Genomic DNA, 26,399 nt, shown 5'->3' with positions numbered 1-26,399 from the left:
TGCATCTCTTTTTATAGGTGCGCTTCAACGGGTCTCGTTGAACAATTCACGACCGATCAGCATGCGCCGAATTTCGCTGGTGCCTGCGCCAATCTCGTACAGTTTTGCATCACGCCAGATGCGGCCGGTAGGGTAGTCATTGATATAACCATTCCCGCCGAGAATCTGGATTGCTTCACCGGCCATCCAGGTGGCTTTCTCTGCGGTATAGAGAATCACACCCGCACAATCCTTCCGGACCTGACGGGCATGTCCGCTACCCATGGCATCGAGATACTTGCCGACGCTGTAAAGATAGGCGCGACATGCCTGCAGCGTGCTGTACATATCAGCGACCTTGCCCTGGATGAGCTGGAACTCGCCGATGCTCTGGCCGAACTGCTTGCGGTCATGTATGTAGGGCGTGATGATATCCATCGACGCCTGCATCAGGCCCATTGGGCCACCGCTCAGGACAGCGCGCTCGTAATCCAGGCCGCTCATTAGCACCTTGGTGCCTTCGCCCAGGCCGCCGAGAATGTTCTCTTCCGGGATTTCAACGTTGTTAAACACCAGCTCGCCGGTGTGCGAGCCGCGCATACCAAGCTTGTCGAGCTTCTGCGAAACGGAGAAGCCAGGGGTATTGGTATCCAGAATGAAGGCGGTCATGCCCTTGGCACCGGCTGCGGGATCGGTCTTGGCATAGACCACCAACACATGGCAATCAGGACCGTTGGTGATCCACATCTTGGTGCCGTTCAATACGTAGCGGTCGCCTTTCTTGTCGGCGCGCAGTTTCATCGAAACCACATCAGAGCCAGCACTCGGCTCACTCATTGCCAGGGCACCGATGTGCTCGCCGGAGATCAGCTTGGGCAGGAATTTCTGCTTCTGTGCTTCGCTGCCGTTGCGGTGAATCTGGTTCACGCACAGGTTCGAGTGGGCACCATAGGACAGACCAATGCCGCCGGCTGCGCGGGAAATTTCTTCCATGGCGATCATGTGTGCCAGGTAGCCCATGCCCGAGCCGCCGTATTCTTCGGCTACGGTAAGGCCAAGCAGGCCCATGTCGCCGAATTTGCGCCACAGATCCATCGGAAACTGGTCGGTGCGGTCAGCTTCGGCGGCACGTGGTGCGATTTCCTTGGCCGCAAAGCCGGCAACCGAATCGCGTAACATGTCGATGTCTTCACCAAGGAAGAAGTCCAGCCCGGGTATAGCGCTCATATCGTTCAACTCCTGTTCTTATGTTTATAACTGCGTAGCTTGAATGCGTGCGTTCTTGGTGGTGGCATCATGAAACTCTGCTTGCTGCTCACTGCGTAATGCCGATAGCAGCCGGGCTTGCTGGGCGCGGGCCTGACTCAGAAAGCGTTCCTTGACCGGGCCGTAGCCACGAACAATGTCTGGCAGGTTGGCCAGCTCTACGGCGGTTTGCAGTTTCTCGGCGGTCAACTTGTCGAGCACCTCGTCAAGAATGCCTTCGTAGGTCGCCAGCCATTCGCGTTCCATCTTGCGCTCGACGGTATAGCCAAAGGGATCAATGACCGAATTACGCAGGAACTTCAGGCGTGCCAGTAGCTTGAAGCTGCGCATCATCCAGGGGCCGAAACTGCGCTTTTTGGGCTCTTCGCCTGGCTTGGCATTGTTCATTATGGGCGGTGCCAGGTGGAAGTTGAGCTTGTAGTTGCCCTCGAACTGCGCTTCGATCTTCTTCATGAAATCGCCGTTGGTATACAGTCGGGCCACTTCGTACTCGTCCTTGGTAGCCAGCACCTTGAAGTAGTTACGTGCGACGGTTTCGGTCAACTTGCCCGGCTCGCCAGCGATCCGCGTTTCAGCCTCGCGGAACTGCTGCACGCGGGCCAGGTATTTTTCGCCCAGTTTGGCGTTCTGATACTCGGTCAAGGTAGTGATACGGCGCTGAATGATCTCATCCAGATTCTGCGACAGTGGTTGCTCTGAGGCTTTGCTGCTGTTGCTGTTGATCAGGCTACGCAGGCGTGGTAAATCAGCGGCGGCGCGGCGCCCCCAATCGAATGCCTTGAGGTTGAACTCGACTGCCGTCCCGTTCAGTTCGATGGCCTGCACCAGCGATTCCTGTGCGACCGGTAGCCAGCCCTTCTGATAGGCGAAGCCGAGCATGAAGGTGTTGGTGGCAATCGAGTCGCCCATCAGTACAGTCGCAATGTGGCTGGCGTCCAGGAAACTGGACTGACCCTCGCCAACCGCTTCGGCGATCTGCGCCGACATGGCCTGGGTGCGGAATTTGGGGTCGGGGTGAGCTTCGAGGTTGCCACTCTCGGCCTGCATGGCAAAGGTGCGCACGAACTCGCTGGTGATGCTTTCATCCGAATTCACCACGGCGTGGGTGACGCCGTGGCGGAGCTTTTCCAGGGTCTCATCGTTGGCACTGACCACCAGATCGCAACCCAGCAACAGGCTGGTTTCGCCTGCGGCAATGCGCGGTGCATGCAGCTGCGATTGCTCTGCGGCGATGCGGATATGCGACCACACGGCGCCGCCTTTCTGCGCCATGCCGGCCATATCCAGATTCAGCACGCCTTTGCCCTCGATGTAGGCGGCCATCCCCAGCAACGCGCCGATGGTCACCACGCCGGTTCCGCCTACGCCCGTGACCAGGATGCTGTAGGGCTGATCCAGTGAGGCCATGGGTGGCGTTGGCAGCTGCCATTCATCGGCACCGGTGTTGCTCAGCGCCTTGGCCTTGCGCAATGCGCCGCCTTCCACGGTTACAAAGCTTGGGCAAAAGCCGGACAGACAGGAAAAGTCCTTGTTGCACGATGATTGGTCGATAGTGCGTTTCTGGCCGAATTCGGTATCGACGGTTACCACGGACATACAGTTGGATTTGCTGCTGCAGTCACCGCAACCTTCGCAAACCGCTTGGTTGATCACCACCCGGCGCGCCGGATCGGGGAACTTACCTCGCTTGCGGCGGCGGCGCTTTTCGGCGGCGCAGGTCTGGTCGTAGACGATGGCGGACACGCCGTCGAACTCACGCAACTCCTGCTGCAGCTTTTCCATTTGGTCGCGGTGCAGGACTGGCACATCATCAGCCAAACTCTTCACGGACTCGTATTTTTCCGGCTCGTCGGTCACCACGGCAATGCGCTTGACCCCCTCAGCGGCCAGTTGCCGGGTGATCTGTGGCACAGTCAAGGTTCCGTCAACCGGCTGACCGCCGGTCATGGCTACAGCATCGTTATACAGAATCTTGTAGGTAATCTGCACCTTGGCAGCGACAGCAGCGCGAATTGCCAGGATGCCGGAATGAAAGTAGGTACCGTCGCCCAGGTTGGCGAATACATGCTTGGTGGTGGTAAACGGCGCCTGGCCAATCCAGGCTACGCCTTCCCCGCCCATCTGACTGAAGGTCTGGGTTTGCGGATAGATCCACGCGGCCATGTAGTGACAGCCGATACCTGCCAGCGCCCGGCTGCCTTCCGGTACCTTGGTAGAGATATTATGTGGACAGCCCGAGCAGTAGTGAGGTACCCGGTCCATCAGCGCGCCCAATACGTTCTTAGTGGCGAGCTGTGCTTCGAGTTGCTGCAAGCGGTTCTGCAATCTGTCGTTCGGACGCAAGCGTAGAATCCGCTTGGCCAAGGCGCGGGCGATATGCGCTGGCGTCAGCTCACTGATGGCCGGTAGCAGCCAATCAGTGTGGGGCATGCTCCACTCACCCTTATCGTCGAACTTACCGACGATGCGTGGCCGTACGTCCTCGCGCCAGTTGTACAGCTCTTCCTTCATCTGGTACTCGATCATGTGGCGTTTTTCTTCCACCACGATGATCTCTTCCAGCCCCTCGGCGAAATGGCGCACGCCTTCGGCTTCAAGGGGCCAGACCATACCCACCTTGTAAACGCGCAGACCCATCTGCTGGGCCTGTTTGGCATCGATGCCGAGGATCTCCAGCGCCTGGCACACGTCCAGGTAGGATTTGCCTGCGGTGATGATGCCGATGCGGGCGTTGGGTGAGTCCATGACCACGCGGTCGATGCGGTTGGCACGGGCGTAGGCCAGGGCGGCATACAGCTTGTGTTCGAGCAGGCGCTGTTCCTGGGCCAGCGGCGGATCGGGCCAGCGGATATTCAGGCCGCCTTCTGGGATCTGGAAGTCGGGAATGATCGACTCGACGCGGAATGGATCGATATCGACAATCGCTGCGCTTTCAACGGTATCGGCGACGGCTTTCAGCGCCACCCAACAGCCGGAGTAACGGGACATCGCCCAGCCGTGGATACCGTAATCCAGATATTCCTGCACGCCGGAAGGTGCCAGCACCGGCATCATCACAGCTTTGAATATATGTTCTGTCTGGTGCGGCAATGAAGAGGAACGGGCACCGTGGTCGTCACCGGCAACGGCCAGTACACCACCGAACTTCGAGGTGCCAGCCGCATTGGCATGCCGGAAGACGTCTCCAGAGCGATCCACGCCCGGGCCCTTGCCGTACCACATGCCGAAAACGCCATCATAGGTGGCGCCTTCAAAGATGTTGACCTGCTGGGTGCCCCAGATTGAGGTGGCGGCCAGCTCTTCGTTAACGCCTGGCTGGAAATGGGTGTGGCTCGCTTTCAGGTATTCCCGAGCGCGCCACAGATGCTGATCGAAACCGCCCAAAGGCGAGCCACGATAGCCGGAGACAAAGCCCGCGGTATTCAGCCCCGCAGCCAGGTCCCGCTGGCGTTGCATAAGCGGCAACCGGACCAGCGCCTGGATTCCAGTCATCAGTTGATTGCCGCTTATCTGCGTATACTTGTCGTCAAGCGAGAGGGAAGTTCCCATGGCTGATGATTACCTGTCTTGTTCTGTTTATGGCTACTGCAATGCACGGTAGTACGGCTTGACTGGAGTATATGAAGACCGTCTGGTATCGTAAAATTATAAAAACTAGACGAAGGTATTGAAAAAACAGATGACAAAGAATGATGTTTCGATGCGCCAGTTGCGATACTTCGTTGCGGCTGCAGAGACCGGCCAATTCTCCCAAGCGGCTAGCAAGGTGCATGTATCGCAGTCGGCGATCACTGCTGCGGTCATGCAGTTGGAAGAGCGCCTGGGCGTGAAGCTGTTCGAACGGATGCCCTACGGCGTCAGCCTCACGGCGGAGGGCAACAAGTTCTTGCAGCATGCAAGTCATATTCTCGATACGTTGCAGGATGCACTTAGCGAGCCGTTCTTTCTCAGTCATGCAACCAGCGGGGTGGTGAGGGTAGGGGCCTCTTACACTGTGTTGGGTTACTTCCTGCCGAACCTGCTGGCGCGGTTCAAGCGTAATTATCCGGATGTCGAGATTGATCTGATTGATATGGAGCGGAGTAGCATCGAGGCCGCCGTCACTTCGGGTGAGCTGGACATGGGGCTGACGGTAATATCCAACGCCAGCGATCTCAGCGGCCTGGAGCGCAGCGTTCTGATCAGATCGCGTCGGCAATTGTGGTTGGCTTCCACCCATCCGCTGATGCAATCGAATTCCATCACTTTGAAAGATGTCGCTGAGCACGCCTATATCATGCCCACGGTCGATGAAGGCGAAATATCGGCTCTGCGCTATTGGCATAGCCAGAACCTGAAGCCGCAAGTGGCCTTTCGCACCTCTTCCATGGAATCGCTCCGTGGGCTGGTGGCCCACGGTTTCGGGGTTACGATTCTATCGGACATGCTGTATCGTGCCTGGTCATTGGAGGGCAAGAAGATTGAAATCCGCCCGCTTACCGACGCCGTGCCACCCATGGAGCTGGGCCTGCTGTGGCGTGAAGGCGCAAGCCTGAACGAAGCTGCCAGCGCCTTTCAGCAATTCCTCATTCATGCTTGCGGATCCTGAGCAGGCAGTGTCCCGCCAGGCGACACCTTATTCGATCAGGTGCTCACTCCGTGAGCGAGGAGTTTTCCCTTCGCTGCCGAATGGATTCGGCGAAATCGCGCTTTAATGTAGGGAAGTAGGCAATCTGCCCACCCATACCGCCGGCAATATCGATAGAGGCACCGCTGATAAAACTCGCGTAATCACTGGCGAGAAACAGCGCCATGCCGGCCACGTCTTCAGGTCGGCCGTAGCGCCCGAGCGGGACTACCTTCATGACCATCTCGTCGAATTCCTCTCGGGTTACCCCCAGCCCCATCTCCCTGAAGTGTCGATCCCACTGACCGGTATCAATCCAGCCCATATTCAACGAGTTGACCAATATGTTGTCTTTGGGCAGCGACATGCCGAGCGACTTTGACAGGGCTACACAGGAGGCTCGATTGATCACTGATGGAATGCCTTCTGGCGTGGGGATCACGCCCGCCAGCGCATTGATCTCGATGATCCTGCCCCAGCGCTGCTTGCGCATGAAGGGTACAACAGCCTGAACAAAACGAAAGTGACCCATCTGCAGTACGTTGGCATGCTCAATAATGGCCTCGGCCGTCAGCGTGTCCAGGTTGCCACCCTTGCCCTGGCCAGCATTGTTGACCAATACATCTACCCCGCCCCAGGCTTCCGTGACCTCAGCAACGAAAGCGTTCACTGAAGTGGTATCTGTCACATCCACCGAGCGGGCAATGACGGCGCTCGCGCTAGCTTCCAGTTCCTGCCCTGTAGCAGTGACTGCCTGCAGATTTCTGGCGCAGATCGCGACGCGGGCACCCTCCGCTGCAAAGGCGGTGGCAATTGCCTTGCCGATCCCGCGCGATGCGCCAGTGACAATCACGCGTTTGTCGCTAAGATCAATATTCATACATTCTCCTTGATGATGCATGTAAACCGGAAATGGCAGCTGAATCGCTTATAAGCCCCGCTTCTGAGGCTTCTATCGGCTGAGATGACTCTCGTTAGATTGTGATAAACCAAAAAAGAAAGACATAAATTGAACAGAACTCTATGTTATGTTTACTTAAAGGCGGTTGGCAAACCACCAGCCGAGGTTTGTACACCCGCTTGGAGTGATTCAGCGAGTAGGGGTGAGGTTCTTGAAGCAAAGAAACTGGTCGCCTGTCAGTCTGTATAGAGAATTGCAATCTTGATGTGGAATCATGGGGATTCTTAGGTTAGGATAAAAAGCGCTGAACAGAGCGCGACGGATCCAGCCGATGGATGAATGATGGAGAGATCGGGACGCGGCGCTGCAGCAAAACGCGGAAGGTTTCATAAGCCATTGAAAATAAAAACAAAGGAAGATCGATGAACGTTAAAAACAAACTTGGGCGAAGCACCCTGGCTCGCAGCGCGCTGGCTCTTGCGGTCGTAGCAGCAACAGGCAATGTGTCTGCCATGCAGATAGATCTGGGTAATCCTGACATCCGTTTACGCTGGGATAACACCGTTCGTTACAACCTGGGCATCCGTGCGGAGAGCCAGGACAGCAGTATCATGAACAACCCGAATTTTGACGAATCCAACGGAAAATTTGACCGGGGCGACATAGTTACAAACCGTCTTGATGTGTTGACTGAAATCGATCTTGCTTATAAATGGCATTTTGGTGCGCGGGTCAGTGCTGCTGGCTGGTATGACGATGCATACAGTGATCGCTCGGTCGAAAGTAATGTTCCGGGCTATTCGACCAGCTATCGTAATGATCGCTACAGCTCTGAAGTCGAGCGCTACGTTTATGGTCCCTCCGGTGAAATTCTCGACGCTTTTGTATGGGCCAACTTCCACATCGGTAATGCGCCGGTCAACGTTAAGGTTGGTAAACACACAAATTACTGGGGAGAGGGTCTGCTATTCGGTGCCCACGCCATCGCTTATTCGCAAGCCCCCACGGATGCAGTTAAAGCGGTAACCAGTCCGGGCATCGAGACCAAGGAGGTCTTTCTGCCTATTGGCCAGGTTTCGGCCAAGGCGCAGGTGACCGATTCGCTGTCCATTTCCGGACAATACTTCTACGAGTGGGATTACACCCGCTTTCCGTTCGGCGGAACCTATTTCGGTGCGGCCGATCCCTTCTTCGAAGGGCCTGATCGTCTGCCTGCGGCACCCGGTTTCGATCTTGCCCGTGCTGATTCCAAGTTTGGGCGAGATAGCGCGAACTGGGGCATCATGGGTCGTTACGACATCCAGAGTGCTGGCGTGACGCTCGGTGCCTACTATCGGGAGTTCGATGATTATCAGGCCTGGTTGTCGCCGCAGATCGATATGGACGCATTGGAATATCGTTTGGTCTACCCGCGCAACGTCAAGCTATTTGGCTTGAGTTATGCGGGCAACATCAGCTCTGCTTCCATCGGCGCGGAAATTTCCTACCGGAAGGACGGCGCGCTGAACGCTACGGGCATCAGCGCGCTTGATAATGAAGGGCCGCGCGGTGACACCATTCACATGGTGTTGAATGCTGTTTATGGTGTGCCCCGTTACTGGCTGGCTGACAATTCCACGCTGGTAGCCGAATTGGCTTTCAGCCATCTTGATAAAGTGACGCACAACGAGGAGTTATACAAAGGTAGAGGCTACGATGCCTGTACCGACTTGCGTACGCCGGGCGTTGCCGGTTCCGGGGGCAAGGAGGATGGCTGCTCAACCCGCAACTATGCTGCCATGGCAGTAAACTACACCCCGCAGTATCTGGCTGTTCTGCCTTCCTGGGATCTGGATCTTCCTGTTACCTTGAACTATGGCCTGTATGGTAACGCGGCAAGCGCGGGCGGTGGATCTGAAGGTGCCTTGGCTTGGTCCGTGGGTGCAAAAATGACCTACCAGCAAAGTCATGAGTTTACCCTGCGTTATGCGGACACGTCTGCGAAGGAAAAACATACGCTGAATGCCAACGGTGACAGAATGACCAGCGCAGGTGGTACGGACCGGGGTTGGGTCTCTTTTACTTACCGGACCTCGTTTTAATAAACATAAGAACGGAGAACGTCTATGAAATTCCAACTCGCTTTCGGCTTGGTTCTCAGTGGAATGTCAGCCTTTGCAATAGCTGCCGTTTCACCTGAGGAAGCAGCCGAGCTCGGCAAGTCGCTGACCTTGACCGGCGCTATTCAGGCCGGAAATGAGGCGGGAACCATTCCTGCCTTCGAGGGTGGGCTGCGCGAGGCACCTGCTGGCTTCGAGCCGGGCAGTGGTTACTGGGTAAACCCGTTCAAGGATGAACAGCCTCTTTTTCGCATTGATGCCAGCAATTATGCTCAACATGCGGACAAGCTGAGTGAGGGCCAGATTGAGCTGCTGAAGAGAAATCCTGAGTATTATATGGATATCTTTCCGACACACCGCACCGCAGCTCTGCCGCAGGAAGTTCTAGACGCATCCGTTCGCAACGCAACCGAATGCTCCACCCTCAAGGACGGGCTCGCTCTTGATCCCGCCTGCCGGGGTGGAGTCCCTTTCCCGATCCCGAAGACGGGGAATGAGGTGATGTGGAACCAGCAGGTGCGCTACAACGACGGAAAGTTTGGCACTACCACCTCGTCGTCGAACAGCTGGATCGTCGCGTCAAATGGCTCGGTAACTAAGGCGTCGGAACAGGCAACCTTTGTCGAGCGGCCGTTCTACCAGATGGATGTGCCCGGTCGTGACGAGCAGATGTACACGCGGGTGTACTCGGTCACCAAGGAACCGGCCCGTCGAGCTGGTGAAATGACCGGCTATACGGATTTTCTCGACCCTACCAGTCGAGCACGACGCGCGTGGAGTTATACCCCAGGGCAGCGTCGCGTCAAACTTGCTCCAGAATTTGCCTATGACACACCGGTTGCCAGCATGGGCGGGATCGAGTTGTTCGATGAGCTGTTCATGTTCTCGGGTATGCAGGATCGCTTCGACTTCAAATTGGTCGGCAAGAAAGAGATGTATATCCCGTATAACAACTACGAGCTGTATTTTGACTGCAATGCCGATACTCAGCTGATGGCATCACATCTGAATCCAGAGTGTGAACGCTGGGAGCTGCACCGCGTCTGGGAAGTGGAAGCGACGCTGAAAGAAGGTCGTCGTCATGTCTACAGCAAACGAACCTACTACCTCGATGAAGACACCTATGGCGCCGGTCTGTATGACGCTTGGGATCAGAGTGGTCAGCTTTATCGATCCATGATGCTGGGTGGTGTTCAGTTCTATGATCACGATATTCCCTACATCGTCAAACATGTCATTTATGACTTCAATCGAGGCATGTATGGCTTGATCAATGACGCTCTGTCCGGTGGCTACAAGGTGCTCGAATCACCTCGGTCCGAGCGAGAGCTGAATCCTGAAGCCATCGTTTCTCGAGAAAGCGTACGGTAACTCAAGCAGTCACGGTGCGGTCCCAGGGGGAGCGCTACCGGGAACAGCTGTCGCCACTCGGCGACGCTGTTCAAGCCCAAGACGCGTCTGGATTATTGAGGATAAGAATAATGACTATATCCTGCTGGTTGAAATATCCCCCAGCCACGAGATCGATCTCTCTCGCAACTGCCTGCTTCCTGTGTCTTGGGTTGGGTTCCTTTTCAGTCCTGGCCTCCGAAACGAAAAGCGAGTCTTCACGCGGTCTCCATGATCCGCTTGAGCAGCCTTCCATCATTCAGGATCTGAGCCGTCCCCAGCCCGCTGTGGCAATAGCGCAGGCCGGCGGCAATCTTGTCAGTGTGGGGCTGCGCGGATTGATCATGATTTCCAGCGATGGCGGTAACAGCTGGAGCCTCTCCACCAGTCCCGTGGCCAGTGATCTCGTGCAGGTACATTTTCGTGATGAGCTGCATGGCTGGGCTGTCGGGCATGATTCCGTTCTGCTCGCCACAACTGATGGCGGCAAATCGTGGGAAGTTCGGTTGGACGGTCGTAGCTTGGTGACGCTGTTGAGAGAGCACTATTCCACCGCTGCTGGCATCGATGAGTATGAAGCTGAAAGCCTACTGGGAGAAGTAGATCTGGCTCTGAGCACCTCGTCCGATCCCGATGTCATGGCCACGCCTTTTCTGGATGTGTTCATCAACGACAACGGAGAAGGCTTTCTGCTGGGTGCTTTTGGCATGCTGCTACACACCATTGATGACGGTATGACGTGGCAGCCATGGATCGAGCGCACCGAAAACGAGCGGCGCATGCATTTGTACAGTATCGATATGCACGGTGAGCAAGCTTACATAAGCGGTGAGCAGGGTCTGGTCATGCGCTTGGATCGGGGGCTGGGTCGTTTCGTCCGGGTAGAAACGCTCTATACCGGTACTTTTTTTGGAGTGCACGTACGTGACGGTCTGGTCATGGCGTACGGTCTGCGGGGCAATTTGTATGTCAGCAGAAATGAGGGCCTGAGCTGGGATCGAGTGGACACTCAACAGCAGGCCAGTCTGGTGGATTGCCTGGAAGACGGCCCCAACCACTTTATATTGGTTAGTCAGCGCGGAGAGTTGATACGACTCGATTCCCGTAATCTCGAAACGGCCAGACTGGAAGTGCCCTTCAGCGGAGAGGTGTCCTCTGCGGCCATGGTGGACGGTTCAAGAGAGTTGATGGTTACTCAATTCTCCGGCGTCCGAAAGATTGATATCAGCAAACTCAATTAGTTAATGCCGGTATCAGGTAATTGATGGTAGTACCACGCCGCTACTACCCTCCTTATCAAGAGAACAGGGTGGCTGGCTCAGGAACGCTTATTGGTATCAATGAAGTTTTCATCCAGGACGCACTGACGCTACATGTCTTGTATGTGCACTAAGGCCTTTGGAGAAAGAAATGGTCGAATTGAGTAATAACAATAACGGGATGCCGGTAGTACGTGACCTACAAGACTTCGACAAAAGCTCGGGTGGCCTGTTTGAGCGCATTATTTTTCATAATCGGATGCTGGTTCTTCTGAGTTGTGTTCTGATAACCATTGTGCTGGGCAGCTTTGCCACGAAGCTGGATGTCAATGCCAGTTTCGAACGCATGATTCCGGTTAATAATCCCTATATCCAGAATTACCTCGAACACAAGAACGAGCTCCCGGGCCTGGGTAATAATATTCGCGTGGTGGTTAGCAGCAAGAGTGGAGATATTTATGACCCGGAATATCTGCAGGTGTTGCAGGACGTAAATGACACGCTTTATCTGATTCCCGGCATTGACCGATCCTGGATGCGATCACTGTGGATGCCTATCGTACGGTGGCGCGAAGTCACTGAAGAAGGTATCAGCGGCGGTGCGGTCATGCCTTCTGATTACGACGGTAGCCTAGCGAGTATCAGCGCGCTGAGACGTAATATTACGCGTGCAGGGTTGTTGGGTAGCCTGGTCGCCAATGACTCAAGATCCAGCATGATCCTGGCGCCTCTGTTGGAAACCCATCCCCAGACCGGCGAGCCCTTGGATTACAGTGAGTTCTCGAAACAGTTAGAGGAGAAGATCAGGTCATTTGAAAGCGACAGCGTGGGGATTCATATCGTCGGCTTCAGTAAACTGGTCGGTGATCTGATCGAAGGACTTCAGGCGGTAATGATGTTCTTCGGCATATCCGTGCTGGTGGCCGCGCTCTTTGTGTATCTGTATACCCACTGCGTTCGCAGTACCCTGTTACTGGTGAGTATAGCGGTGACGGGGGTTGTCTGGCTTCTCGGGCTGATGCAGTTGCTCGGCTATGAGCTGGATCCCTATTCCATTCTGGTACCCTTCCTGATCTTCTCGATAGGCCTTTCCCACGGCACCCAGAAAATGAACGGGATCCTGCAGGATATCGGCCGCGGAACCCATAAGTATGTCGCTGCGCGTTATACCTTCCGACGGCTGTTTCTGACCGGGTTGACAGCACTGCTGGTAAACGTAGTGGGGTTCGCCGTTCTGGCCATCATCGATATTCCTGTTATCCGGGACTTGGCGCTGACAACCAGTATCGGTGTCACGGTTCTGATCTTCACCAAACTCATTCTGATTCCGGTTGCCTTGTCATACATAGGCGTCAGCAAGAAAGCGGCGCGGATTGCTATCGAAAAAGACAAGAACATACAGCAGAACCGCAGCTGGCAGGGCAGGGTGTGGCAAGGCCTGAACAAGTTTACTGAACGCAAGTGGGCAATCGCTGCGGTGTGCGTCTCGTTGCTGGTAACGGTAGTCAGCTCTGCTGTTATGCTGGATCTGAAGATAGGTGACCTGGATCCGGGTGCGCCGGAGCTGCGTCCGGACTCGCGCTACAACCTGGATAATGCTTTCATCACGGCCAACTATGGTCTGTCCAGCGACCAATTCGTGGTCATCATGAAGACCGATCCCGATGGATGTCGTTTCTTTGGGCCACTCCAGACCATGGATAAGCTTGCCTGGCGCCTGCGGCAGACCGAGGGGGTACAGACAACCACCTCACTGGCCGACACTGTCCGTTTCATGACCTCAGGTATGGCTGAAGGTAGCGCCAAATGGCTGACCATCAGCCGAGATCAGGCGATTACCAATGCCTCGGTCGATGCCGCTATGATTTCCTCGCCAGGTACTACCAATCAGGACTGTTCAGTTACCCCCCTGATTGCCTATCTGACCGACCACAAGGCCGATACGCTGACCGGGGTGTTGAATGAAGTCGAGGACTTTGCTGCGAAATTCAATACCGGGCCGGACGCCGAGCGGCCGGTAGAGTTTCTGCTGGCAGCGGGTAATGCAGGTATCGAGGCGGCAACCAACATCGAAGTTCGCCGTGGCATCCTGGTCATGTATTTCGCCGTATACGGTGCCACTGCGTTGCTGTGTCTCATCACCTTCCGCAGCATCCGCGCGACCCTGGTTGCGCTTATCCCGCTGATCATGACCACCATCATCTGTAAAGCACTGATGGTCTGGCTGGGTATCGGTCTCAAAGTTGCCACCCTTCCGGTCATGGCGGTAGGCGTGGGTGTAGGCGTCGATTACGCGCTCTATCTGCTCAGTGTGCAGCTGGCCGTCCAGGCTCGCGGCGAGTCGTTGGCTGTAGCCTACCGCCGCTCGCTGGATTTCACCGGGAAAGTGGTGGCACTGATCGGTTTGACTATGGCGGCAGGTGTAATCACCTGGGCATGGTCACCCATCAAGTTCCAGGCTGACATGGGCATTCTGCTGACGTTCATGTTCCTGTGGAACATGCTCGGTGCCCTGATCCTGATTCCTGCCCTGTCTCACTTTCTGCTCAGAAACGTGGGTACGGAGAACCACAAAGGTGGCGAAGTTGCGTCGCCGGCGGAAGCGCCCGTCGAGCCGTCAGCATCCGGACCGGGACGCTACAAGCAGGAGCTGGTGAACACTAACTGAAATGCAGCGCTAGGGAATGGCGCTTTCAACCTAACCCTGGATTTTATTCGCTCCCGTAAGAGATGGAGATAAAGATGTTCGAATTGCTGATGAGCGCCGACATGATGGTGCCAGACCCAGACGGTATGACTGAGTTGCTGGTCGACAAGCTGGGAATATACAAACATGAGCGCTGGCGCCAGGCTTTTGATGACCATCCGTACATTGCTCATTTTCTGCGGGTTCACAAATCACTGGCGGTGTCGCCGACCCGCGTCGAGCCACAATGGCATCTTGATCGTCCGAACCCCGGTGATCCGATGTTTCACGATTTTCTGGAAAGTCTGAAGGAGTATCAGGGACGCCACCGCCCAATGCTTACTCATTCCATCGTGCTTTCGCTGCATGGCGACAAGTTCGACGCGCTGGTCAGCAAGCTGATGCGTAGACGGCTTCCATTCCGTATGGCGCAGCGCACTCCCGACATGCCGTTTGACCGTCTGTGGCTCGGTGCCTCTCCTGAGAAACCTTTCTATGACCCCATCGTCGATGGTGGCTTGTGCATAGAAATCATGCCTATGGAGCCGCTGCAGATGCCAGCTGAAACCTTCTCGGTGCCCGCTCCGCAGCCCCGTGATTTGAAGCCCGGTGATATGGTGCGTGTGTCTGCCCGTGGCTATCTGGTGCGCGACCTTAACGAGACGCTTCGCCGTTGCTCTGCGAATCTCGACTGGGAACCCTCGGGCCCCGTCGAGCTTATCGAAGGCGAAGGATACCGCCGTGCGCGCATGGGCTTTACCCTGGCGAACAGCGCCACGCTGGACATCATTGAAGCGACTCGCTGGAACAGCGACGCAGGACTCTACCTCAACAGTTGGGGGCCGGGGCCTTATTACATTCGTATTGCAGTGAATGATCTGGCTGCCAAGGCCGAAGACCTCCGGGCTCGGGGCACGGCATTCAGCTGGATCGACTCATGCGATGCGGTGGGCGGAAAGTCGCTGATCAGGATTGATCCCTCTGAACTCAGAGGGCAGTTGTTCGAGTTCGAGGAATGCTGATATGAGCACTAAAGAAAGCCTGCCCGAAGTAATCAACGAAGCAGTGCAGATGCACTGTAACGGATCCGTGGGATGGGTAGTGCTCACCCGTCCTGGTCAGATCAACGCCATCAACGACGCTATCCGTGCAGGTGTACCAGCGGCCCTCGAACGCCTGGAGAATGACCCCAGGATTCATGTCATAGTGATCCGTGGTGAAGGCCAGCGAGGGTTTTGCGCCGGGGCAGACATCAAGGAAAAGCGCGCTCTTGAGACTTCCATTCAAGTGCGCAAGCGTATGGAGGATGCCCGCTGGATCGAGGCGGTCGATGCGGTCAGTAAACCGGTTATCGTCGCAATTCACGGATACTGCATGGGTGGCGGCCTCGAACTCGCGCTAGCCTGTGATATCCGTTTCGCGTCGCCCGATGCGGTGCTCGCGTTGCCGGAAACCGGTCTGGGATTGATTCCCGGCGGCGGCGGAACGCAGCGATTGTGCCGAGTGGTAACGCCGGGTCATGCGTTTGATCTGCTTCTTACGGGCGAACGTCTGGATGCTGAAAGGGCACGGCAGATCGGGCTGGTATCCCGTGTCGCTAACAGCCCCGAGACCCTGCTCGATGAAGTATCAGCGCTGGCGTTGCAGATCGCTGGCAAATCACCTATGGCCTCGGTGTATGCAAAAAGAGCAGCGCGCGCTGCCTTGGAAGTCGAATTGAAGAAGGGCCTGGATCTCGAACTGGATCTTTTTTCGTTGCTGGCCACCACCAAGGACGCCAAGGAAGCAGCGCTGGCCTTTGCCGAGCGTCGAGCGCCACAGTTCACCGGTGAGTGAAGCGGATCATCTCGTATAAAGATAAGGGAACAATAAAATGACAACAGACAAGCTCAAGGATCGTGTAGCAATCATCACCGGTGCGGGAGGCGGTCTGGGCGCTGAGTGCGCACGGGTGCTAGCCTCCCATGGCGCAGCAGTTGCGATCGTCGATATCAATCAGGAAGCGGCGGAGAGTGTCGCGGCAGAGATCGAATCAGTCGGTGGTCAGGCTATTGCCTTGCGCACCGACGTATCCAGTGAAGACGACGTCAAGGCAATGGTAGAGCAGGTGATGAGCCGATTTGGCCGCATCGACGTGCTGTATAATAACGCTGCGGTTCTGGACGTGGGCCAGCGTCAGAAGGATCGCGATATCTGTAACTTGGACATGGATGCTTTTGATTGCGCCGTCGCAGTCAATTTGCGCGGTGCCGTTCTGTGTTCCAAGCATGTCATCCCGGTGATGCTGAAACAGGGCAAAGGCTCGGTAATTTTCGCCACCTCTGGACTGGGTGCCCAGGGAGATCTGTCCCTGACGGGCTACGCGACAACCAAGGCAGCGCTGAACATGCTGCCCAAGCTGGTAGCGGCGCAGTATGGCAAGCTGGGTGTGCGTGGAAATGCGGTTCAGATTGGCTTGGCACCTGCAGAAAATGCCCACAGCTCCATGCCCCCGGAGTTGCTCAGTATTCTGCGCGACAATCACCTGACCCCTGAACTGGGAACCCCGCGGCAGATCGCTGATGTGGTAGCGTTTCTTGCCTGCGATGAGTCATCCTTCGTGACCGGAACCACCCTGGTAGCAGATGGCGGCTTTGGCAGTCACACCCCGTCGCTCGTGGCGATGCGTGCTTTCTTCGAGCAGTCGGAAGGTCGTACCGGGATGTAATAAGCGGGCGCTGCGTTGGTTGATACGCCTGTACGCCTGAAGTGGGCTACAGGCGTACAGGCTGCTGCATGATGCTGGCAAGAATGAGATTGACCGAGTGTTCGCGCCAGATTCGCATGCCGTCCTCCGAAGTGGTGTCAAACCCGACGAGAACTGACATGGTGTAATGGTTGGTGAACCCCCCTGACATCAGCAGCGCGGAACTCGCCAGAAGCAGTCGGGCATCAATACCCTGCCTGAACACACCAGTCTCCATTCCACGCTTCAGAACTGCTGAGAACTTGACGACAAGCGCTGGGGATTCACTGGTAAAACTGTTGCTTCTGGTCTCCGACGCGTTATGAAAACGAATACCCTCCAGGGCCAGCGCGCCCAGGTGTGGATCTTTCATATACTGGTCAAAACAGCAATGGAGCAAACTTCGCAGCGCTTCTTCCGGTGGCAGATCATCGATATCAAGCGTGATCAGTTCCTGCATGATCTGCTGCGATGCGTCATCCAGGACGGTTGAAAACAAGACTTCCTTGGAACCGTAATAATGATAGACCAACTGTTTGGTCACCTTGGCTTCGCGGGCGATATCTTCTACCCGGGCGCCTGCAAGACCTTTCAGGGCAAAAATCTGTCTGCCGGCGGCCAGCAGTCGATTCATGGTGTTGCGCTTGCCAGGTTCCGCTCGGGTTGACGGCTTGCTCATCGTATTCCGTCTCCGGTTTCATGGGAAAGTTTCAGTGTAAGTGTCTACAGGATAGAGGATTACAGCCTCGCTGTAATGAGGCTGAGCCTTGCGGGACTCGACAGGGGGGAGAGTAAATATGGATCTGAATATTGCCAATCGTAAAGCGCTCGTCTGTGCTTCTTCGCGGGGCTTGGGTAGAGCCTGTGCCATCGCCTTGGCTGCTGAAGGGTGCGAGGTCTTCATCAACGGGCGCGATCCCGGTAGCTTGAATGAGGCTGCGATGGCGATTCGCGACTGCACGGGGCGTGAGGTAGTGCAGGTGGTAGCGGATCTCAACACCAGCGTTGGCCGGGAGAAGCTCCTTGCGGCCTGTCCTGCTCCGGATATCCTGGTCACCAATAACGGTGGTCCAGCACCGGGGAAATTTCAGGACTGGGATCTCGAATGCTGGCAACAGGCACTGGAAGCCAATATGCTCAGCGCCATCTTGTTGATCCAGGCCGTGGTTGATGGAATGCGCGAGCGGCGTTTTGGTCGTATCGTCAATATCACCTCCGCCATGGTCAAGTCTCCGCGTTTGCCGATGGGCCTCTCGACAGCAGCCAGGGCTGGTCTCACCGCCTTCTCAAAGGCGCTGTCCGTGGAAGTCATTCGCGACAATGTCACGGTCAATAATCTTTTGCCTGAACGCATTGCGACCGACCGGCTGACCTACATGACCGGTCAGTTGGCAAAGCACAGGAGCATCAGTCTGGATGAGGCGAGAGCCGAGATGCTCAGACCTGTCCCGGCCAGACGATTCGGTACACCTGAAGAGCTCGCCATGGCCTGCGCGTTCCTCTGTTCAGCCCAGGCTGGCTATGTCACCGGGCAGAACCTGCAACTGGATGGCGGCGCCTACGCCGGCTTGATCTGACCTACTCAGCGTTTGCTGCGTTGCTTCCAGTCGGCAGGTGGCGTTTCCTCGGCGGCGAAGTCGAGCTCGACCTCGACGTCATTCGGATCCTTGAAAAATACCTGCCAGGTTCGGTTCTCTCCGGGGGCGCGGATGATGCGGTAACGGACGTTGTGGTCATCGAGCTTGTCGAGCATCGAACCCAGACCAGAGGAAAAAAAAGCCATGTGATCGAGCACCCCGCGGCGTGGCTCGGGCATCTGTTCCACTGAAATGACATGCAGCATGGGATGGGAGTCGGCATACAGCCACAGGCCATCCACCGGGAATGGTGGCCGCGGGCCGACTTCGAGTCCGAGAAGGTCCACGTAAAACTGGCGGGTGGCCTCCAGTTGGTCGGTAACAATGGTGAAGTGATCCATTCGAAGTGTCATGGAGGCTCCTGAGTGAGTGCGAGTGAATGCGTGGAACTCATTAAAAGTGCATAAGCGGCGTAGGGACAACAATAAAGAACTGGTCACAGGTATCGCTTTTTTGAATACCAGCTAAAGGGATTTAGTAATTGGCACACAGCGGGCGAAGACTATGCTGAACAGTGATAAGTCATGAAACCCAATGTTAGGCAATGTTCAGTGTCCACAATAATAATCGCTGAAGGTCGTAACCATGTATTCAGTAAAGTATCTTGAGTATGACCCGTCCAATGTTGGTGAGTTTTGGACAGAGTCCCGCCTGGTCGACGATGGTTTCGATATTCAGATACAGGGTGCCCAGTGGCTAAGTGCAGGAACTGCAGTTATTGAAGCTAAGAACAGCTGTCTGCTGCGTCTGGTGTTGCCCAAAGCGGCCGCTAGCCAATCGAGATATTCAGATAACAAGGGTCGTTTTTCCGGCCGGGACTGTGACTTCCAGTCGCTAGGTCAAGTGCTGTTTCTTCCCCCGGGGACTGAGTTCCAGTTTTACCACGGAGTGTCTCAATTCAAATCGATGATCTGTCTGTTCGATCCCGGCGTACTGGGTCCGTTGGCGGGCATTGAGTGGTGCTGGGAAGACTGCCTCAATGACGGCATGTTGAATTTGAAGAGTAATTATCTACAGGTTTCCATGGAGCGGCTGGCGCAGGAGGTGGCTGCGCCGGGCTTTGCCAGTCAACTGCATACAGAGTGTATGCTGACTGGCATTGCGATGGATCTGCACAGGCAGTTTCTGGGTTCGAGAACGCCAGGTGATTGTCGTGGGAAACTGAGCTTGCAACAGATCAGGCAATTGCGAGAGATGCTCGATGGGGACCCAGAAATGGGCAATTCGGTCGCGAAACTTGCCCAGATGTGGGAGATGCCACCCCGAAAGTTCTCCATGCTATTCAAGAATACTGTCGGTTTGACTCTGCGCCAGTATGTGGCCCAGAGCCGCATTCGCAAGGCAAAATCGCTGTTGCTTGATCACAAGGTGCTGATAAAGCAGGTATCCTACCAGACCGGATTCCAGAACCCCGCCTCCTTTGCGGCGGCGTTCCGCAAAGAAGTGGGTATGACGCCCGAGGCATTTCGTCAGGAGATGCGTCGCGTTAACCCCTGAACTAGGCCGTTGCATCAGAGAGCTGGCGTCAGGGCGGTCGGGTGGCGAAACACTGGATAGCTACCCAGACTGAGCAGCATTAGCGGGCCGATGATGAAGCAAGCGGTGCTGAAAGTGAGAAGCCCGGAATAATCTCCGGTGAGGCTGTACAGAGCACCGAACAGTAGAGGTGCCGCCGCCGCCCCGGCGGTGATCAGCCCAAGGTGAATACCGAACAGTCGACCATAGTCACGCATGCCGAAGTAGCGTGCAATCAGGAAGGCGGCAATGTCGAACTCAGCCCCGGCACCAATACCTACCAGCAGGGTTGCCAGGATATACAGCGCCGTGTTGTTGGTGGCCATCGCAAAGATCAGGCAGGCCAGTGCCGGCATCATCAGTGCCACTGCTGCGACCCCGGGTGCCCACAGACGGTCGATCAGATAGCCTACTACCAGCCTGCCCAGTATCAGCGAAATGCCGAAGGCGCTGAAAATCTGCCCGGCTTCCACTGCGCTCAGCCCCCTGTCCTGTAGCAAGGGAATGATGTTGGTAACCAGGCCTACCACACAGGCTACCACCAGTGTCATGGAGAGATTGCATACCCAGAAGCGCCACGAGCGCAGAGCTTCGCTGAGCAGTATGCCACCGGACTCCTGTTGCGCTTTGGGCTGTTCTGCGGCCTTCGCACCATTTCTACTGCTGACCGGCATCAGCCAGCGCAAGGTCAACGGCAGCGCTATAGCCACAGGCAGTACCGACAGGGAAATGAAGCCGGCTTGCCACCCCCAGGTCGACACAGACCAAGTGATCAGCAGTGGCAGCAAAGCAGCGGCCAGTCCGGACCCGCTCAGTATGATCGCCAGCGCCAGCCCACGGTTTTCCACAAACCAGAGATTGACCAGGTGCGACCAGGTGATCTGCAAGGTTCCCAGCCCGGCAAGCGGAACGAGGAAGTAGCCAAGATAGAGGCTCCAGATAGTGGTTTGAATCTGAGTGAGGAGAAACAAGCTGACCGATAGCGCGATAAGCGACACGATGGTAACGATGCGCAAGCCGAACTTCAGGTTCACCCACCCAGCGAGCTGGGCGGCGACGATAGTACCGAGCGACAGCGCAGTGATTGCCGCCTGCAGTTCACTGCGGCCCCACCCCATAGCCAGTTCCAGAGGAATCATCATCGCGCTGAAGCTGTACAACAGAAGCGAGCTTGAACTGGTGGCTACGCCTACTGTGGCCAGAATCAGGATCTTCCACCCGAGTTTGAATTCCCTGTTGTCAAAATTTTTCATGTTGTTCATTGCTCATTCAGAGTGATTTCAATCGCGCTATGTGCGGTCAATCGCGGCCAATGAACATGGCCGCCTCGGCGCTTTTGTTGATGACATGTTCACGGCGACGGTCACCGAGTGACAATTCGCCATCCGGCGACTCCAGATCCTGTGGGTGAACAAGGGTTGGGCCATTGGGCAGAGCGGCCAACGCCAGACGCACGATGTCATCGGCCTGGGGCAAGTTCATTGTTGCCGCGTCAGGAATATTCAAACGCTGCATGGTTTCGCGCATCATTGGCGTATCCACCGTACTGATGAGCAGGTTCAGCACATCAACTCCGCGATCCTTCCATTCTGCCCAGAGTGATTCTCCGAGGTTAAGGGAAAATGCCTTGGTGGCCGAGTACATGCCCAGTTTGCGGACACCGCCCAGTGCCGCGTGTGAGCCAACCAGAATCACTCCGCCCTGGCCACGCTCCACCATGCGTTTGCCATAAGTATGGCTCGTTTCCAGTACTGTCTGGGTATTCAGCCGCAGCAGCGACATCCAGCTTTCGGCATCGGTATTGAGGAATTGACTGATAAAAGGGTCGCCGCCGGCGTTATAGATCAACAGACCTACCTGACGCTCGCCGGTAGCCCGCAGCAGTCGAGCCGCAGCATCCGGCGCTGACAGATCCTGAGTTACGATCAGGACTTTAACCCCGTACTCGCCCTCCAGGCTCGATTTCAAAGATTGCAGGGTGTCTTCAGTCCTGGCTACGAGGATGCAGTTCAGGCCTTGCGCTGCGACCTGCCGGGTAAATTCCGAACCGATGCCATGGGAGGCACCTGCTACCAGAGCCCACGGGCCGTAGCGACCTAGGAAATCAGCTTGCTTATTGTTGTTATCGTCAGACATGTTCTGCTCCAGACTAGTAGGGCTACAGTGCTGGCAGGTCAATATGGCTTGCCGATCTGCCGATGGCAGTTTGTCCAAACACCTGCACTCGTCGTTCTATCTGTGAAGCGAAGAGAGCCAACAATGCCAGGTCGTGCTCTGTGCTTGCGGTGGCGACAAAACGTTCCAGGGCTGCCTCCATCTCATCGTGGTGTGCAAAGCTGCACCCCAGCAGAACGCCGGCTTCCTGCATGTCCACAGCCTGGAGTTGATTGATCATGGCGTCAGCTCTCCCCAGATATTCGACGATCTTGCGAACAGCGTTGAGCTTGGTCTGCTGAAATTCGTCCTCGATCTGAACCTGATTGACTGCGTCGGTGAGCATGCTGAGTAGCTCTGCGTTCGGGCCATGTTCCACTATGTTGATTGCGGGGGGCGCAATCTCCGCGCCCATCGCCTCGGCCATCGCGTGGACTACTACCCGGCGCAGGGCAATATCGAACTCAATATAGGTATCATGCGGGTCGCCCGGCTGCGGTGTGGCGACAGTCGCGGAGAACTGCATGGCGCTGACGGTAGAGAACAAGGCAGTATGGAAACGCACCACGTCGGGTTCGGGCTTCTCGCCGCTGACTTCCTGGTAGTAGCGATAGAGTTCGCTGAAGGGCCCCCCCAGAGGTTCGTAATTATCGCGCATGCGCGCGGAGGCGAGGTCGGCGAGCGGGTCGCCGATCATCGCGAACTCGAAGTCGTACAGGGTGCTTACCTTGCCGTTCTCGAACAGATACTGGCCTGAATCATACTGAACCAGGCTGGGCTTGATCCGGTGTTGTGGCACGTTGCGGCGCAGCCAGTTGAGGGCGAATTCCAGCAGTGGCTGCGGGCGCGTCTTGTTCCGTTCATACAGTGGATAGTAGGCCTCCAGACCCGCCAGAGAAATCGCTTCGGCGCCATGCGGCAGATCGATTCCCCGTGCGACAAAAGCGTCTAGCGGTAACTTGTGCATTGCTGCCATGGCGTCAATGTACTGCTTGGCCAAACTGAGCCGCTCTGCATTGTCTTTGGCCTGGGATAGATCACGGGTACCTGGCACGTTCTGCATCACGATGGCCTGCGGGTCTTCACAGAAGCCATAGATGCGGGGAGCGGGGATACCTTGTTGCCTGATCAGGGTAAGGATATCCGCTTCGCGACGAAGATCCGGGAACGGGCTGACATCGCCGCCGCGCTCACCGCGTATGTGCAGCTTGATAATCTCATCACCGCGCTTGAGATCCACATTCCAAGCGGGCCGCCAGCGAGGCAGGCGTTCGATGTTGGTAACTCTGCCCTCAAGGAGTTCTTCTACGAACTGGCAGAGTTTCCGTTCTTGCTGTTGATCGGTATTCGTGGTGTCTTGTACGGCCATGTTCATTCGCTGCTCCAAAGCATTCATCGGCAAGTCCGGCTCGTCCGGTTGCCCTTCATAGGTAAGAGGGTGGTGTTCAGGCGTTGGCATCCAGACTTGGCCCGCCGACCTGTTCTAGCGGAACACCTTTCTTTCTTGCCAGATCCGCTGTATCCAGATACTCCCGCCAGGCGGTGATCAGCCCCTGATCATCCAGCTCGTAAACGGCCACCATGGAGTGCGGCATGGGCTTGCCTCCCGACACTGCGTAGTCATCACGCTCGGTCATCACTACGTTGTCGGAGGAGACGATGTTGCGGATTACGCAGTGGTTATGGGTCACATAACTCATTTGCCGAGTGATTTCGTCGCGTAACGCCTGCTTGCCCTGGATAACCGGGCCGCCTGGCACCCAGAGTTGCCAAACAGCGTCCTCGGCCATCATGTCCAGAATGGTCTCCAGCTGCGGCCGTGAAGTTGCTGTACCGTCGCCCCAGGCGGCGCAGAAAGTCCTGATAATCTTTTCCTGTTGCATACCCATGTTTCGCATCTCACCTTGAATGTCTGTTTGTCAGTTGAATGCCGCGCCTGATCAGAGATACGCCCTGACCACTGGAACCATCGGCGTACCACAACTCATGCCACCATCCACGCGCATCAGTGCGCCATTGACGTAGCGTGACTCGTCCGAGGCGAGAAACAGCGCCATGTTAGCGATATCTTCGGGTTCACCTAGCTGCGGCACGTTCTGCAAGTCGAGGAAGGCTTTGGTCATTTGCTCATTGGCCCAGCCTGCCAGGGCCGCAGTGCGGATCACGCCGGGGAGAATGGCGTTGCAGCGGATGCCACGCTTGCCGAAGGTGGTGGCGATGGTTTGCACGTACCAGTTCAATGCTGCCTTGGAAGCGCCATAACTGAACTGCGCCACTTCGCCCGCAATGGAACTGGTAGAGGAGGTAAATATGATTGAGCCTCCCGCTTGATCCAGCATATGCGGTAGCGCATGTTTGCAAGCCAGTACGCCGCCCAGCACATTGACGCGCATATTGGTGTGGAACAGTTCTTCATTGAAATTGATGAAGTCGATATCCCTGGCCGTGTCGGGGTTCTTGTTGACGGCGTTGTTGAACAACACATCGATACGACCATAGGTTTCAATAGTGCTGTCTATCATGTGTTTGATATCGTCCTCCAGGCCGACATCAACTTTTAGCGCTATGGCCTCACCGCCAGTCTCGGTGATGGTCTGGACAACAGCCTCCGCCGCCTGGTTATAGAGGTCGGTAACGACCACCTTGCCGCCTTGAGCGGCAAATGCCAACGCACTGGCGCGTCCTATGCCGCTTCCGGCACCGGTAATAACGGTCACTTTCTCATCGAGTCGCTTCATGTGTGAAGCCCCCTGGAGTCTACTGTGAGATCCCGGAGGCGCACCTCCGGACGTGGTGATTTTTGGCTTAGCGGCGCTGGCCGGCGGCGATGGTCTGCGGATTGGCTTCACGCTCCGTTACCGGCGCGGCGCGGTAGCGTGTGGGGCCGTTACCAAACATGCCGTATTGGCTGCGAGTGAAGTCGTAAAGTGAGTATGAATCTTGCAGTGGATTGTTGGGGATTCCATACGCCTGGATGTTGTACTGAGCCCCTGAGCGGAACATTTCTCCACTGTTGTCCCATGCGTCATAGAGTGCAGCACCGAAAGTGTCTTCATCTATGTAATAGCGTCGAGACTTCTGCGCATGACGTATGCCTTCCTTGCGCTCGGCAGACACGACCCATACCCGGTGCAGCTCCCAGCGCTCGCAGGCTGGATTTATATGCTTGTCCATCAGTTTGGTTTCCATGTCACAGCCCCATTTCAGCTCATAGTTGCTGTAGGGAATAAACATTTCCTTCTTGCCTTCGAGCGTCCAGTCGAAGCGATCCATTTTTCCGGAGAACAGGAAAATCTCGTCATAGAAGGACACGCTGCCAAACGCCGAGTTGGGTGTGTCGTATGAAAATTCGGGCGCTCGACGAATGCGTCGCTGGCCTGTGGAGTAACTCCAGGCGTAGCGATCGTCCGCGACGGGATCCAGGTGATCCCAGTAACCAGAAGCTGTACCCGCGGAGCGGGCTGGCGCAACGATGCGTGACCAGATGCGTGATGCAACCTTGGGATCGCGGCCTGTTACTTCGGTTTGGTAGAAAGGCTTTTCACCGGTAGAACGGTTGGTATTGGTCAGGGTGATGTGTCCCTGATTCACTACGTAGGCGCTGTGATTCCAGTCCCAGCCGTTGACCCCCTGGTAGTTTAGAAGATAGTTCCACATCACCTCTTGCCCGGTTTCGGGGATGGGGAAGGGCAGTCCGCCCCGACAGGCCTCGCTTACGGAGAGTCCATCATGTATCGATCCGCATTCTGGATTTCTGGCATTCTGCTCGGTTGCAGCGAGGAACTCTTCAGGAAAGGCCGCCGTACGATGCGTGGGATATATATCCATGTAGTAGGTGTCGGCATGCTCTTTTAGTAGCCGCATCTGTCCAGACGACAACTGATCGGCAAACTCATCTGCATTCTCTGCAGTAATGCGAAAAAGCGGCGCTTCTTCGGCGAAGGGGTTAGGCCAGAGTCCATCGCCCGGTTGCAGGTTCGCGGCTACTTGCAGCCCGCCAGTGTATTCGGGAATGGTACCGGCTTCATTTCCGGCTTTTTCTGATCCGAAGCGGGTGAGTGCATGCCCAATATCATCTGCAGTCCAGGCTGGGTTGCCTATCGCAGGACTGGCAACGGCTAACAGCAGAGAGCTGATCGCAATCCGATTCATATTCATGAGAATCTCCGGTTTTATTGTTTTA

At 56.0% G+C, this 26,399-nt stretch carries 21 protein-coding genes; 10 read left to right on the top strand and 11 right to left on the bottom strand.

Going from position 1 to position 26,399, the window contains the following annotated elements; genetic code table 11:
• Window positions 1–24: 24 nt before the first annotated feature.
• Both BM267_RS09970 and BM267_RS09965 read right to left on the bottom strand, forming a co-directional pair.
• On the bottom strand, window positions 25–1,206 hold the full coding sequence (locus BM267_RS09970; RefSeq protein WP_074779708.1) for an isovaleryl-CoA dehydrogenase: 1,182 nt from the start codon (window positions 1,204–1,206) through the stop codon (window positions 25–27).
• Window positions 1,207–1,230: 24 nt separating this feature from the next.
• A complete protein-coding gene (locus BM267_RS09965) occupies window positions 1,231–4,794 on the bottom strand; it encodes an indolepyruvate ferredoxin oxidoreductase family protein (protein WP_074779706.1) in 3,564 nt (1,187 codons plus the stop codon).
• A 130-nt stretch (window positions 4,795–4,924) separates the two neighbouring features.
• Here BM267_RS09965 and BM267_RS09960 point away from each other — a divergent pair, with 130 nt between their 5' ends.
• Window positions 4,925–5,833, top strand: coding sequence for a LysR family transcriptional regulator (locus tag BM267_RS09960; RefSeq protein WP_074779704.1), 909 nt, complete (start codon window positions 4,925–4,927; stop codon window positions 5,831–5,833).
• Between the two features lie 43 nt (window positions 5,834–5,876).
• Here BM267_RS09960 and BM267_RS09955 read toward each other — a convergent pair whose 3' ends face one another.
• Window positions 5,877–6,731, bottom strand: a complete 855-nt coding sequence (locus BM267_RS09955) for an SDR family oxidoreductase (RefSeq protein WP_074779702.1) — start codon at window positions 6,729–6,731, stop codon at window positions 5,877–5,879.
• Window positions 6,732–7,174: 443 nt separating this feature from the next.
• On the opposite strand from BM267_RS09955, the gene BM267_RS09950 reads away from it, so the two are divergent.
• The 7 genes from BM267_RS09950 (at window position 7,175) to BM267_RS09920 (ending at window position 16,892) form a co-directional block, all read left to right on the top strand.
• On the top strand, window positions 7,175–8,833 hold the full coding sequence (locus BM267_RS09950) for a DUF1302 domain-containing protein (protein ID WP_074779700.1): 1,659 nt from the start codon (window positions 7,175–7,177) through the stop codon (window positions 8,831–8,833).
• Between the two features lie 24 nt (window positions 8,834–8,857).
• Window positions 8,858–10,222 (top strand): DUF1329 domain-containing protein, encoded by a 1,365-nt coding sequence (locus BM267_RS09945; RefSeq protein ID WP_074779698.1) that lies wholly within the window; start codon window positions 8,858–8,860, stop codon window positions 10,220–10,222.
• Window positions 10,223–10,332: 110 nt separating this feature from the next.
• A complete protein-coding gene (locus BM267_RS09940; protein ID WP_074779696.1) occupies window positions 10,333–11,481 on the top strand; it encodes a WD40/YVTN/BNR-like repeat-containing protein in 1,149 nt (382 codons plus the stop codon).
• Between the two features lie 169 nt (window positions 11,482–11,650).
• Window positions 11,651–14,167, top strand: a complete 2,517-nt coding sequence (locus BM267_RS09935; protein ID WP_074779694.1) for an efflux RND transporter permease subunit — start codon at window positions 11,651–11,653, stop codon at window positions 14,165–14,167.
• Between the two features lie 74 nt (window positions 14,168–14,241).
• A complete protein-coding gene (locus tag BM267_RS09930; protein WP_074779692.1) occupies window positions 14,242–15,207 on the top strand; it encodes a VOC family protein in 966 nt (321 codons plus the stop codon).
• Between the two features lies 1 nt (window position 15,208).
• Complete coding sequence (locus BM267_RS09925) at window positions 15,209–16,021, top strand: enoyl-CoA hydratase/isomerase family protein (RefSeq protein ID WP_074779690.1); 813 nt, start codon at window positions 15,209–15,211, stop codon at window positions 16,019–16,021.
• A gap of 37 nt (window positions 16,022–16,058) precedes the next feature.
• Window positions 16,059–16,892, top strand: coding sequence for an SDR family NAD(P)-dependent oxidoreductase (locus tag BM267_RS09920; protein ID WP_074779688.1), 834 nt, complete (start codon window positions 16,059–16,061; stop codon window positions 16,890–16,892).
• A 46-nt stretch (window positions 16,893–16,938) separates the two neighbouring features.
• Here the strand turns inward: BM267_RS09920 and BM267_RS09915 are convergent, their stop codons facing one another.
• Window positions 16,939–17,589 (bottom strand): TetR/AcrR family transcriptional regulator, encoded by a 651-nt coding sequence (locus BM267_RS09915; protein ID WP_074779686.1) that lies wholly within the window; start codon window positions 17,587–17,589, stop codon window positions 16,939–16,941.
• Between the two features lie 118 nt (window positions 17,590–17,707).
• Here BM267_RS09915 and BM267_RS09910 point away from each other — a divergent pair, with 118 nt between their 5' ends.
• On the top strand, window positions 17,708–18,487 hold the full coding sequence (locus BM267_RS09910) for an SDR family oxidoreductase (RefSeq protein WP_074779684.1): 780 nt from the start codon (window positions 17,708–17,710) through the stop codon (window positions 18,485–18,487).
• Window positions 18,488–18,492: 5 nt separating this feature from the next.
• On the opposite strand, the gene BM267_RS09905 is transcribed toward BM267_RS09910, so the two are convergent.
• Window positions 18,493–18,900 carry a VOC family protein gene (locus BM267_RS09905; protein ID WP_074779682.1) on the bottom strand — a complete coding sequence of 136 codons (408 nt, stop codon included), beginning with the start codon at window positions 18,898–18,900 and terminating at the stop codon, window positions 18,493–18,495.
• 232 nt (window positions 18,901–19,132) lie between these two features.
• Here BM267_RS09905 and BM267_RS09900 point away from each other — a divergent pair, with 232 nt between their 5' ends.
• Window positions 19,133–20,044 (top strand): helix-turn-helix domain-containing protein, encoded by a 912-nt coding sequence (locus tag BM267_RS09900; protein ID WP_074779680.1) that lies wholly within the window; start codon window positions 19,133–19,135, stop codon window positions 20,042–20,044.
• A 14-nt stretch (window positions 20,045–20,058) separates the two neighbouring features.
• Here BM267_RS09900 and BM267_RS09895 read toward each other — a convergent pair whose 3' ends face one another.
• The 6 genes from BM267_RS09895 to BM267_RS09870 all read right to left on the bottom strand — a co-directional run bounded on the left by BM267_RS09895 (window position 20,059) and on the right by BM267_RS09870 (window position 26,374).
• Window positions 20,059–21,315 carry an MFS transporter gene (locus BM267_RS09895; protein WP_074779771.1) on the bottom strand — a complete coding sequence of 419 codons (1,257 nt, stop codon included), beginning with the start codon at window positions 21,313–21,315 and terminating at the stop codon, window positions 20,059–20,061.
• Between the two features lie 46 nt (window positions 21,316–21,361).
• The gene (locus BM267_RS09890) at window positions 21,362–22,198 is read right to left on the bottom strand and encodes an SDR family NAD(P)-dependent oxidoreductase (protein ID WP_074779678.1); all 837 of its coding nucleotides are present in this window, start codon (window positions 22,196–22,198) and stop codon (window positions 21,362–21,364) included.
• Between the two features lie 22 nt (window positions 22,199–22,220).
• Complete coding sequence (locus BM267_RS09885; protein WP_083392484.1) at window positions 22,221–23,591, bottom strand: phosphotransferase family protein; 1,371 nt, start codon at window positions 23,589–23,591, stop codon at window positions 22,221–22,223.
• Window positions 23,592–23,661: 70 nt separating this feature from the next.
• A complete protein-coding gene (locus BM267_RS09880) occupies window positions 23,662–24,105 on the bottom strand; it encodes a nuclear transport factor 2 family protein (protein ID WP_074779676.1) in 444 nt (147 codons plus the stop codon).
• A 51-nt stretch (window positions 24,106–24,156) separates the two neighbouring features.
• Entirely contained in the window at window positions 24,157–24,954 is a 798-nt protein-coding gene (locus tag BM267_RS09875) for an SDR family NAD(P)-dependent oxidoreductase (protein ID WP_074779674.1), read from the bottom strand.
• Between the two features lie 67 nt (window positions 24,955–25,021).
• Window positions 25,022–26,374: a DUF1329 domain-containing protein gene (locus BM267_RS09870; RefSeq protein ID WP_074779672.1), complete on the bottom strand. Its 1,353-nt coding sequence runs from the start codon at window positions 26,372–26,374 to the stop codon at window positions 25,022–25,024.
• Window positions 26,375–26,399 lie beyond the last annotated feature (25 nt).

Source organism: Halopseudomonas bauzanensis (assembly GCF_900114735.1).
GTDB lineage: Bacteria > Pseudomonadota > Gammaproteobacteria > Pseudomonadales > Pseudomonadaceae > Halopseudomonas > Halopseudomonas bauzanensis.
Note: the sequence above shows the minus strand (reverse complement) of the source record. Positions and strands in the feature narration are given on the sequence as shown.